Below are 11570 nucleotides of genomic sequence, written 5' to 3' on the forward strand. Positions count from 1 at the left end.
CCAACCTTTGCGGAGATCATATTCTGCCTCGGTTCTCTTGTTGCAGATGGATTTCAATTTCGCAGACGGAACACCGCCGTCTTCCTCAAGCTCGCTTTCTGTTAGGTTGATTCATTTGTTTTACGGATCATTGATAAGCCGAAACACTCGGAACGCTGCCTCGCTCACTTGTTATTCGCAGAATCTTTTCTGTTTCGCAGCATAAAAACTCCGCTATCGGCGATAGCGGAGTTTTCTTATTGATGATAGTTTAATGCCTGAGCAAGATTGGTTTTAATTGTAATATTAGAAAAATCGATTCCCAGCTGTACAGCGGTTTGCGCAATTTCAGGTCTGATTCCTGACAGGGTTGATTTAACACCGATCAAATTCAGGGCCTCGATCAATTTAAAGATTTGGTGCGCGACCATCGTATCAACTATCACAACACCTGACAGATCGATTAACAGATTCTCCACACGTCTTTTTGCACAAGATTGAAGCGTGTTTTCCAAAATAAACTTCGCCCGTTCGGTATCAATGTCACCGACAAGCGGAAGCAAAGCTGTTGACTTGCTCAGGGTAATAACAGGTGAGCTTAATTCCAATATCATTTCTCTCTGAGCGTTTAATTGCTGTTTGGCATTTGTTTCAGCGTGATCAACGAAAGTATAAATGGTGAAATCAAAGACTTTGACAATCAAATCAGCCCATTTTTGTTTCTCTCCCGATTCAAACGCCGATTCGTTTTCTTCTGCAAACTTCTCAAAATACTTCGTATATAATCTCCGATTTCTCATAAACTCCCGAATGACATACTGAACCGGAGTATTAAGATGCTTTTGATCGTCCGTCAGCTCAATGACCCACTCTTGAAATTCTTCGAGAAATTGTTTTTCCGGTAAAACATACATGTAGTTCAAATGTCGGTAAAATTCTCTATCCTGCTCTTTCAATTCTTCCGTTACTGACGCATTATGTAAGGCGTAAAGCGAATTCGGATCGCTTTCCTCCATTGTATCAATCCATTCCTCGGCCATTTGTTCCACATGCTCTGAAAAAAATGCATATAATTTTTCATTCAGTTTCATCACAATGCTCCTTTCCCTAACATTATTATAACTTGACCGACGGCTGAATCCCAGTCATACATATTAAAGCTGTTTTTTTGAAAATAATTGATTATTTCGACGGGATCCTATTTTTTCAAAATGATTCAAATGACTCTGTCTGAACGATTGTTTTTTTCATATAATAGGAGGTAACACCCTTGTATCCACTTGAAAGCATAAAAAAGGAGGGCTTTTTTATGAATGGTGAAATCCGCTTGATCCCGTATGTGACCAATGAGCAGATCATGGATGTAAACGAGCTTCCTGAGGGCATTAAAGTGATTAAGGCGCCAGAAATGTGGGCAAAAGGGGTAAAAGGAAAAAATGTAAAAATCGCTATATTGGACACTGGATGCGACGCAAGCCATCCTGATTTAAAAACCCAAATCATCGGCGGAAAGAATTTTACGGATGACGACGGCGGCAAGGAAGATGCAATTACCGACTACAACGGACACGGCACACACGTCGCCGGAACTGTTGCAGCCAATGATTCAAACGGCGGGATTTCTGGAGTTGCCCCTGAGGCAAGCCTGTTGATTGTGAAGGTTCTCGGTGGTGAAAACGGCAGCGGACAGTACGAATGGATTATTAACGGCATTAACTATGCTGTAGAACAGAAAGTCGATATTATCTCAATGTCTCTTGGCGGACCAACCGATGTACCTGAGCTGAAAGAAGCGGTGAAAAATGCCGTTAAAAGCGGAGTGCTCATCGTTTGCGCAGCGGGGAATGAAGGTGACGGCGACGAACGCACAGAAGAGCTTTCCTACCCTGCGGCATATAATGAAGTCATTGCAGTTGGATCTGTTTCCGTAGCGCGTAAATTATCAGAATTTTCAAACGCTAATAAGGAAATTGATCTTGTCGCTCCGGGTGAACAAATATTATCTACCCTCCCTAACAAAAAGTACGGTAAGCTTACCGGCACATCAATGGCTGCCCCCCATGTCAGCGGAGCGCTCGCTTTAATCAAAAGCTTTGAGGAAGAAGCATTTCAACGAAAGCTATCTGAATCTGAGGTTTATGCACAGCTGATCCGCAGAACATTTCCGCTTGATATTGCTAAAACGCTGGCAGGCAATGGATTCCTGTATTTAACTGTTCTAGATGAGCTTGCAGAACAGGCAGAGCAATCACATTTGCTGACCCTATAAAATTATTTTTCTTATATAATATAATGAAAATACTGTAAAATATTTTTTCGATTCTATGTTGACAGTGAATTTGGATTCCTGTTAAGATTACCAACAAATGATTTAACTTTTAAAAAATTCATAACATTTTCTCTTATCGAGAGTTGGGCGAGGGATTGGCCTTTTGACCCCAACAGCAACCGACCGTAATTCCATTGTGAAATGGGGCGCACTGCTTTTCGCGCCGAGACTGATGTCTCATAAGGCACGGTGCTAATTCCATCAGATTGTGTCTGAGAGATGAGAGAGGCAGTGTTTTACGTAGAAAAGCCTCTTTCTCTCATGGGAAAGAGGCTTTTTGTTGTGAGAAAACCTCTTAGCAGCCTGTATCCGCGGGTTAACGAGAGTGTTTTACATATAAAGGAGGAGAAACAATGACAACCATCAAAACATCGAATGTAGGGTTTCCAAGAATCGGACTGAACAGAGAATGGAAAAAAGCGCTTGAAGCGTATTGGAAAGGCAGCAATGATAAAGATACGTTTTTAAAGCAAATCGACGACCTGTTTTTATCTGCCGTAAAAACACAAATTGACCAGCAGATTGATGTTGTGCCTGTTTCTGATTTCACACAGTATGATCATGTACTCGACACAGCAGTCAGCTTCAACTGGATACCGAAACGATTCAGACATTTGACTGACGCTACCGATACATACTTCGCTATTGCCCGCGGAATAAAAGATGCCGTGTCCAGTGAAATGACAAAATGGTTTAATACAAACTACCATTACATCGTTCCTGAATATGACGAAAGCATTGAGTTCCGGCTGACACGAAACAAACAGCTCACAGATTACCGCAGGATCAAACAGGAATACGGTATTGAGACAAAACCGGTGATTGTCGGCCCTTATACGTTTGTCACGCTTGCCAAAGGCTATAAACCATCTGAAGCAAAAGCAATCCAAAAACGCCTTGTCCCGTTATATGCACAGCTGTTAAAAGAGCTTGAGGAAGAAGGCGTTAAATGGGTTCAAATTGATGAGCCGGCGCTTGTTACAGCTTCTAGCGAGGATGTCCGTAGCGCAAAAGAATTATTTGAAAGCATAACAAGCGAGCTTTCCTCCTTGAATGTGCTTTTGCAAACGTATTTTGATTCTGTTGATGCTTATGAAGAGCTGATCTCTTACCCGGTACAGGGAATTGGCCTTGATTTCGTCCACGATAAAGGCAGAAATCTGGAACAGCTCAAAACACACGGTTTTCCGACAGACAAAGTGCTGGCAGCCGGCGTGATTGACGGACGCAACATTTGGAAAGCGGATCTTGATGAACGTCTCGATGCCATTCTCCATATACTCAGCATTGCTAAAGTGGATGAACTGTGGATTCAGCCTTCCAGCAGCCTGCTGCATGTGCCTGTAGCGAAACACCCTGACGAGCATTTGGAGAAGGATTTACTGAATGGATTATCCTACGCAAAAGAAAAGCTAGCCGAGCTGACAGCTTTGAAAGAAGGTTTAGTATCAGGAAAAGCGGCGATCAGTGAGCAAATTCAGCAGGCGCAAGCTGATATTCAAGCACTCAAACAGTTTGCAACAGGCGCAAATTCCGAACAAAAGAAAGAGCTCGAGCAATTAACCGCTAATGACTTTAAGCGCCCGATTCCGTTTGAAGAACGTTTAGCCCTGCAAAATGAATCGCTCGGCCTTCCGCTTTTGCCGACGACAACGATCGGAAGCTTCCCGCAGTCTGCTGAAGTGCGGAGCGCGCGCCAAAAATGGCGGAAAAATGAGTGGTCTGATGAACAGTATCAAAACTTTATCAATGCCGAAACAAAACGATGGATTGACATTCAGGAAGAATTAGGGCTTGATGTCCTTGTTCACGGTGAATTTGAACGGACTGACATGGTCGAATACTTCGGTGAAAAGCTGGCCGGCTTCGCCTTCACAAAATACGCTTGGGTTCAATCCTATGGCTCACGCTGTGTCCGTCCGCCAGTCATTTACGGAGATGTTGAATTTATTGAACCGATGACAGTGAAAGACACAGTCTATGCACAGTCATTGACTTCCAAGCATGTGAAAGGAATGCTGACGGGCCCTGTTACAATCTTAAATTGGTCTTTCCCTCGAAATGATATATCGAGAAAAGAAATCGCCTTCCAAATCGGGCTTGCCCTTCGCAAAGAAGTAAAAGCCCTTGAAGACGCAGGCATTCAAATCATCCAAGTCGATGAACCGGCGCTGCGCGAAGGCCTTCCATTGAAAAACCGTGATTGGGATGAGTATTTAACTTGGGCGGCAGAAGCATTCAGATTAACCACTTCTTCCGTGAAAAACGAGACGCAAATTCATACACATATGTGCTACAGCAACTTCGAAGATATCGTTGATACGATCAATGATCTTGATGCCGATGTGATTACAATCGAACACAGCAGAAGCCACGGAGGATTTTTAGATTACTTAAAAGACCATCCGTATTTGAAAGGGCTCGGCCTTGGTGTATATGATATTCATAGTCCTCGAGTGCCGTCAACTGAAGAAATGTATAACATTATCGTTGATGCACTTGCCGTCTGTCCGACTGACCGCTTCTGGGTAAATCCGGACTGCGGATTGAAAACAAGACAGCAGGAAGAAACAGTTGCAGCATTGAAAAACATGGTTGAAGCCGCCAAACAGGCAAGAGCCCAACAGACACAGCTTGTATAAAATAGAAACCATCTTGCCTCTGGCAGATGGTTTTTTCTATTAGAAAGCGGAAATCGGTTTCCGATGCTTCCCGTCCCCTTCTATTATTATGTCGGCTGTTCCATTTTCATCAAATTCCACAAGGCTCAATGATGTATCATGTATGTAAGCAGAATTCCATATGTCATTAACGCGTCTTCCCTTTATGATATTTAACAGCATTAATATAAAGACAGAATGGGTAACCAAGAGAACATTACCGGAAGAATGGCTGTCTAAAATCGTTTGGAGCGCCAGCCTTACCCGGTTTTCAAAGTCAAAAAACGTTTCACTTCCCTGCTGGCGATAAGCTTCGGGATAATGAAAATAAGCGTGAAAAAGATCTGGTTCGTCCCTTTCAATATCCTCTTGTTTTTTCCCTTCCCATGAGCCCAGTGACATTTCTCTGAACATATGATCTATCACCAGCAGGGGCCTGCGCGATCCTAGCGCTGTTTTTGCTGTCTCTTCTGTCCGCTTGCTGGGGCTGATGTATACCTGATTCCATTCAATATCCTTCAGACGCTCCCCAAGAGCACGGGCATTGTACAGCCCAAGTTCTGTTAAATCAGAATCCATCCAGCCCTGCATCCGTTTTTCTACGTTCCATTGGGTCTGTCCGTGTCTGGCAATATATAAATGCACCATGATTACCCCTCCTCTTTTCTCCTCTTATCTTAGCAAATCCCCCAAATACTTTGTTTATTTTGCACTTTTTTGAGAATGTTCTTTGCCCTTTTTTCGGCTATACTTATAACACTTAATTGACAGACAGGAGGGTTTGGGATGAATCATGATAAATTCTTAAAACGGGCTGTCGCTCTCGCCCGTGACGGAGTGAATGCAGGAATTGGCGGTCCTTTTGGAGCCGTTATTGTGAAAGACGGAGCCATTATTGCCGAGGGACAGAACAACGTCACAACAAGTAATGATCCGACTGCCCATGCGGAAGTGACAGCGATTCGAAACGCATGCCAAGCACTTGGAACATACCAGCTAGATGACTGCATTTTGTATACGAGCTGCGAACCTTGCCCCATGTGCTTAGGCGCCATCTATTGGGCCCGGCCGAAAGCCGTTTTCTATGCGGCGGAGCACACAGACGCTGCCGAAGCCGGATTTGATGATTCATTCATTTATCAAGAAATTGATAAACCTGTTGAAGAAAGAACAGTCCCCTTTTATCAAGTAACTCTGACAGAATATTTATCTCCGTTTCAGGCATGGCGGAATTTTGACAATAAAAAAGAATATTAAAAGGATCAGGCATGTGCGCCCTGATCCTTTGTTAATTCGCTGAGAAGCTGTTGCGCCCGTACACACTGCGGATTGGCTTTCAGCGCTTTTTGCGTATACAAAATAGCACTCCTAAACTGACGCAATTCAGCATAACAGACTCCGAGCCAGCAGCTTGATCTATAATCGGCCGCTCCTTTTACCTGTATGTACTGATGATGTTCACTATCGCTTTGCAGACAAGCTTTAAACGCTGTAACTGCTTCACTTATTTGTTTAAGCTTATACATCACGATCCCTTTATAATAGTGAAGAGTGCAGTAATCTGGATAATGCCTCAGCGCCTCATTAATATCCTGCTCCGCCTCTTTGTACCGTCCTGCGTCAATTAATAATTTATACTTTAAATAATAGATAGCAGGCGGCGGTATGTTCTTTTTTCTTCTACATTCATTGATGCAATCCGCTGCCAGCCGAAGGGCTTTATCATATTCGTTCCCTCTGCCATACTCAGCTGCTTTCTGATAAAGGAGGGATGAATCAGCGCAGGCACGCAGCAATTCCATTTTTAATAAGCTCATGTTGCGCTGATGCTTTTGCTTTGCCTCCCGCTCTAAATACCCGTAATGGTGAATGATACATGGAAGCGAGAAAGCGGCGCTTCCCTCTTCTCCCTCCAGCTTTTCACAAATCCTTCCCATAAACGATATGTTTTGCTGGTTGCGGATCAGCCTGGGCTGTCTTTGTTCAAATGCTTCATTTTCATCCCATTCCTTCCCTGTATAGTTCACAACCTTCATATAACCGAGAGACGGCAGGCTGTCAGTCAGCAGTGAAGACAACAGGCTGCCCGTATCGAGGTCTAGTTCTTCGTCGGCATCTAACACCAGAATCCATTCTCCCTTGGCATGCTGCAGGCTGACATTCCTCGCCTCTGAAAAATCCTGTTTCCATTGATGATCGTATATTTTGGCAAGAAAGCTGTTGCAAATGTCTTTCGTGCGATCGTTTGATCCGGTATCAACCACGATGATTTCATCAGCAACATGCTGCACACTTTCTAAACAGCGAGCGATATGGCGTTCTTCATTTTTCACAATCATACATACTGACAGCTTTGGTCTTTTCATGTTCTCACCTTTTCACTAGTGTGAATTCACCTATACTACATGTATTCCCACTTCGAAAAGATCATGCCAGCTCCGCACGCTTACACAAAAAAACATCCTGAGAATCCTCAGGATGCCAGTCATTATTTCAATTCTAGTTTCACATCAACATTTCCTCTTGTTGCCTTTGAATAAGGGCAGAATTCATGAGCCGCATTGACAAGCTCTTGGGCTTTGTCACGATCCAAATCTTTCGTGTTTACAACAAGTGTGACGCCGATTTTAAACCCACCGTCAGTTTCATCTTTCATTAGGCTGACTTGCCCTTCGATTTCGGAGTCAATTTCAATATTTTGTTCTTTGGCAACATGTTCGAGCGCGCCGCCGAAACATGCTGCATACCCTGCCGCAAAGAGCTGTTCCGGGTTTGTACCGGTTTGGCCGTCTTTTTTGGCATTTGGCATCACAATATCAAAATCCAGAACGCCGTCATCTGATGTAATATGTCCTGCCCGTCCGCCTCGCGCGGTTACTTTTGCTGTAAATAATGCCATTTGTATTCAGCCTCCTTATTTATGTCTAGTTGTTATATTTCCCTTTCAGATCTTTTTAAACATGCTATGTTTGCCGAGAATAGGAAAAATGAAGTTTTTCAGCTACAATAGAATGGAATGTCAGAAAGAGTTGGTGAACAAGATGGAAAATGAATTTGACCATATGAAATTGGAAAATCAGCTATGTTTTTTGCTTTATGCGAGTTCGCGGGAAATGACAAAGCAGTATAAGCCGCTGCTTGAAAAGCTGAATGTGACATATCCTCAATATTTGGCCTTGCTTTTGTTATGGGAACATAAAACGCTTACTGTCAAAAAAATGGGCGAGCTGTTGTATTTAGATTCAGGGACACTTACTCCCATGCTAAAACGAATGGAACAGCAACATTTGATTGCGAGAAAAAGGTCTGAAGAGGATGAGCGGTCCGTGTTGATCAGCCTGACAGAGGACGGGGAGTCATTAAAAGAAAAAGCGGCTGACATACCAGAAACAATCCTGGGGCTCTCAAAACAGTCCGGAGAGAGTCTGAAGCAGTTAAAATCTGTTCTATATACATTGCTGGAAACACTTCATCAAAAAAATTGAGGATGCCTTATACGAGGCATCCTCTTTTTCTCTTATTCAGCTATTTCAAGCGTAACATTGATGTTTCCGGCGGTTGCTTTTGAGTATGGGCAAACGCCGTGTGCTTTTTGCACTAATGTCTGTAATTCTGAGACGCTGACTCCTCTTCCCTTTACTTGCAGCGTCACATCCAGTTTATAGCCTTGATCTACTTCATCTTTTAACAGGCTGACATGCGCTGTCACCTCTGTCTCTACTTTCGTCCGTTCTGTTCTTGCAACAAGCTGCAGGGCACTGTCAAAGCAAGCTGCGTAACCTGCAGCAAACAGCTGCTCCGGATTTGTCGCTTTTTCTAACTTTTTCGCTCTCGGTGTTCCGGGCATTGCGACATCAAGTTCAAGAACGCGGTCTGATGAAATCACCTTTCCTTCTCTTCCTCCTACCGCTGATACAGTTGCTGTAAATAATGGCTGACTCATGTTTGTAGCCTCCTATATATATTTTGCACAATTTAATTTTACACAATATATATGCCGGTGTCAATTTTCCCCGTATAAAAAAGGCTTATCCCGTTATGAGATAAGCCTTTTACCCGCTATTCGCGGATTTGTCCTGTTCCTTTAATGATGTATTTTGTAGAAGTCAGTGCAGGAAGTCCCATCGGCCCTCTTGCATGAAGTTTTTGCGTGCTGATGCCGATTTCGGCTCCGTAGCCGAATTCAAAACCGTCTGTGAAACGGGTTGATGCATTATGATAGACAGCCGCAGCATCAACAGCCGTTTGAAAATAAGCCGCGTTTTTTCCATTTTCAGTTAAAATGGCTTCAGAATGATTGGTGCCATATTGTTGAATATGCTTCACAGCTTCTTGAACGTTCGCAACCGTCTTTACGCTAATAACCGGCGCCAAAAATTCAGTTTCCCAATCTTCTTCTGACGCTTGTTTGCTTGAAGGGTGAAGCTCGCATACAAATTTATCGCCGCGAATCTCCACCCCTTCGTTTTCCAGCTGCGCCAGCAATTCTTTCCCATGCTGCTTCGCCCATGCTTTATGGATCAGCAACGATTCAATCGCATTGCATACGGAAGGGCGCTGCGTTTTGGCGTTTACGACAACCCTTTCTGCCATTTGCGATTTGGCCGTTTCATCAATGAAAATGTGGCAGTTTCCGGCACCGGTTTCTAATACAGGAACGGTTGATTCTTTGACAACGAGATCGATCAGCTTCTTGCCTCCGCGCGGGATCAATACGTCTAAGCCATCATTTAACGTAAAGAGCTCTTTTGCCGTCTCTCTGCTCGTATCCTCAATCAGCTGCACAGCGTTCATCGGAAGGGCTGATTGCTCAAGTGCTCTGTGAATAACACTGACGAGCGCTTTGTTGCTGTGAATGGCTGAGGAGCTCCCCCGCAGGACAACCGCGTTTCCTGTCTTCAAGCAGAGGGTAGCCGCATCAACTGTGACATTTGGCCTCGCCTCATAAATCATTCCGACAACACCGAGCGGCACGCGGATTTTTTCAATAAACAGGCCGTTTTCCTTTTCAATCGTTTCAAGAGATTCGCCTACCGGGTCTGCCAAGTCTATTAAGAGCTCCACCGCGTCTGCGATATCACGAATGCGTTTTTCATCCAGTGTGAGACGGTCAATGATATTCGGTGTGAACCCGTTTTCTTTTCCGTTCTCAATGTCTTTTGCATTCTCTGACAAGAGAAAATCCAGTTCGTTGCGGAGTCCGTTTGCAATGAGACTGAGCGCCTCATTCTTCTCGTCCGTTGTCTTCATGATCATTTCGGCTGCCGCTTCTTTCGCCTGCTTTGATTTTACAGAAACCTCGCTCATTTTTCCGCCTCCCAGTCTTTTAAATGGACCCAGTCATTCCTATGAATAACCTCAAACGTTTTCTCAACATCCAGTTCATGACTTCGTTTGCCTTTGGCCTCCATAATCTCCTCGGAGGTGTAATGTGTCTGGCCTTTGCCGATCACGCCGCCCGGTCCCCTGACTTCGACGACCGCCCCTTTCGGAAAGTTTCCATTTACGCCTATGACGCCAGCCGGTAGCAAGCTGCTCCCGTTATGGATCATCGCTTCCTCGGCACCCGCATCAATAAGAATCTCTCCTGCTATCGGCGAGTGGAATTGAATCCACTGTCTCGTATTGTTAACAGAGGACAATTCCTTGTCTCCGATATATGTGCCGTCTCCCCTCCCTTCCAAAATGTCCGCAAGCTTTTGCTCTCCGCTGCCAGTTCCAATAAATACTTTCACCCCAAGAGACAGCGCGGTTTGAGCGGCTAACAGCTTTGATCTCATGCCGCCGGTGCCGACCTTTGATCCGGCTGAGCCCGCATATCCCAGTAATTCGGGCGTGATCTCCGGCAACTCATCAAATCGTTTCGCCTCAGGATTTTCAGCCGGATTGGCATCATACAGCCCGTTGATATCAGTGAGAATGATGAGCTGATCCGCATGAATTAATCCGCTGACTAACGCAGAAAGCATGTCATTATCCCCAAATGTCAATTCTTCTACAGATGTTGAATCGTTTTCATTGATAATCGGAACGACACCCCGTTCCAGTAATTCCATAATCGTCGCATACGCGTTTCGATACCGTTCTCTCTTCGAAAAATCATTTCTCGTTAAAAGGATCTGCCCTGGAGTCAGTGCGTATTGTTTGAATTGATTCATATATTGCTGCATTAATAGTGTTTGTCCGACCGCTGCCGCTGCCTGTTTTCCTTTAATGGTCACAGGACGGGACGGATAGCCGAGGCAGGCAAATCCTGCCGCTACAGCTCCCGAGGTAATTAGAATGATTTCATGTCCCGCTTTTTTCAACAAAGTAATGGCCTGAACATGCTCTCTGATTTTCGACTCATCGATGCTCCCATTGCTGTTCGTAAGCGAGCTGCTTCCTATTTTCACTACTATTCTTTGTTTTTTCATTTATTCTCCTCCGCGGCTCTTCGCCAGCCAACTTGCAATAAAAAAACCCATTTCATCCTGATTCATAAGGACGAAATGGGTTTCCGTGGTACCACCTTGATTGAGCGCGCTGATGCACGCTCCGCTTTCCTGTAACGCCAGGTTACGCGCCTAGGTTTTCCCCCTAAGACTCCAAGGCAGGTTCGG

Annotated in this window: 11 protein-coding genes, 1 riboswitch and 1 other annotated feature (1 of these 13 only partly in view); of the genes, 4 read left to right on the forward strand and 7 right to left on the reverse strand. The window is 44.4% G+C overall.

The features are described 5' to 3' along the window. Window positions 1-236 precede the first annotated feature (236 nt). Window positions 237-1070, reverse strand: coding sequence for an RsbT co-antagonist RsbRB (gene rsbRB / locus AAGG74_RS07115; RefSeq protein ID WP_429674914.1), 834 nt, complete (start codon window positions 1068-1070; stop codon window positions 237-239). Window positions 1071-1288: 218 nt separating this feature from the next. Here rsbRB and AAGG74_RS07120 point away from each other — a divergent pair, with 218 nt between their 5' ends. After that, window positions 1289-2248, forward strand: a complete 960-nt coding sequence (locus AAGG74_RS07120) for a S8 family peptidase (RefSeq protein ID WP_429674915.1) — start codon at window positions 1289-1291, stop codon at window positions 2246-2248. 130 nt (window positions 2249-2378) lie between these two features. After that, window positions 2379-2534: riboswitch (SAM riboswitch) on the forward strand. Window positions 2535-2661: 127 nt separating this feature from the next. Then, the gene (gene metE / locus AAGG74_RS07125; RefSeq protein WP_429674916.1) at window positions 2662-4950 is read left to right on the forward strand and encodes a 5-methyltetrahydropteroyltriglutamate--homocysteine S-methyltransferase; all 2289 of its coding nucleotides are present in this window, start codon (window positions 2662-2664) and stop codon (window positions 4948-4950) included. Window positions 4951-4989: 39 nt separating this feature from the next. Here metE and AAGG74_RS07130 read toward each other — a convergent pair whose 3' ends face one another. After that, window positions 4990-5616 (reverse strand): histidine phosphatase family protein, encoded by a 627-nt coding sequence (locus AAGG74_RS07130; protein ID WP_429674917.1) that lies wholly within the window; start codon window positions 5614-5616, stop codon window positions 4990-4992. A gap of 138 nt (window positions 5617-5754) precedes the next feature. Here AAGG74_RS07130 and guaD point away from each other — a divergent pair, with 138 nt between their 5' ends. After that, on the forward strand, window positions 5755-6225 hold the full coding sequence (guaD, locus tag AAGG74_RS07135) for a guanine deaminase (RefSeq protein ID WP_429674918.1): 471 nt from the start codon (window positions 5755-5757) through the stop codon (window positions 6223-6225). Between the two features lie 5 nt (window positions 6226-6230). Here the strand turns inward: guaD and AAGG74_RS07140 are convergent, their stop codons facing one another. Both AAGG74_RS07140 and ohrB read right to left on the reverse strand, forming a co-directional pair. Next, entirely contained in the window at window positions 6231-7334 is a 1104-nt protein-coding gene (locus AAGG74_RS07140; protein WP_162101322.1) for a glycosyltransferase family 2 protein, read from the reverse strand. 122 nt (window positions 7335-7456) lie between these two features. Continuing rightward, a complete protein-coding gene (ohrB, locus tag AAGG74_RS07145; protein WP_429674919.1) occupies window positions 7457-7867 on the reverse strand; it encodes an organic hydroperoxide resistance protein OhrB in 411 nt (136 codons plus the stop codon). A gap of 142 nt (window positions 7868-8009) precedes the next feature. Here ohrB and ohrR point away from each other — a divergent pair, with 142 nt between their 5' ends. Continuing rightward, on the forward strand, window positions 8010-8453 hold the full coding sequence (gene ohrR / locus AAGG74_RS07150) for an organic hydroperoxide resistance transcriptional regulator OhrR (RefSeq protein ID WP_162101320.1): 444 nt from the start codon (window positions 8010-8012) through the stop codon (window positions 8451-8453). 32 nt (window positions 8454-8485) lie between these two features. Here ohrR and AAGG74_RS07155 read toward each other — a convergent pair whose 3' ends face one another. The 3 genes from AAGG74_RS07155 to proB all read right to left on the reverse strand — a co-directional run bounded on the left by AAGG74_RS07155 (window position 8486) and on the right by proB (window position 11384). Next, a complete protein-coding gene (locus AAGG74_RS07155) occupies window positions 8486-8911 on the reverse strand; it encodes an organic hydroperoxide resistance protein (RefSeq protein ID WP_429674920.1) in 426 nt (141 codons plus the stop codon). Between the two features lie 116 nt (window positions 8912-9027). Beyond that, window positions 9028-10275 carry a glutamate-5-semialdehyde dehydrogenase gene (proA, locus tag AAGG74_RS07160; protein WP_429674921.1) on the reverse strand — a complete coding sequence of 416 codons (1248 nt, stop codon included), beginning with the start codon at window positions 10273-10275 and terminating at the stop codon, window positions 9028-9030. After that, a complete protein-coding gene (proB, locus tag AAGG74_RS07165) occupies window positions 10272-11384 on the reverse strand; it encodes a glutamate 5-kinase (protein ID WP_162101317.1) in 1113 nt (370 codons plus the stop codon). The genes proA and proB overlap by 4 nt, the downstream gene beginning before the upstream one ends. Before the next feature lie 63 nt (window positions 11385-11447). Then, window positions 11448-11570: a binding site (T-box leader), on the reverse strand (it continues 88 nt past the right edge of the window).

Origin of the sequence: Bacillus mexicanus (assembly GCF_050445615.1) — a bacterium.
GTDB classification, from domain to species: Bacteria; Bacillota; Bacilli; order Bacillales; family Bacillaceae; genus Bacillus; species Bacillus mexicanus.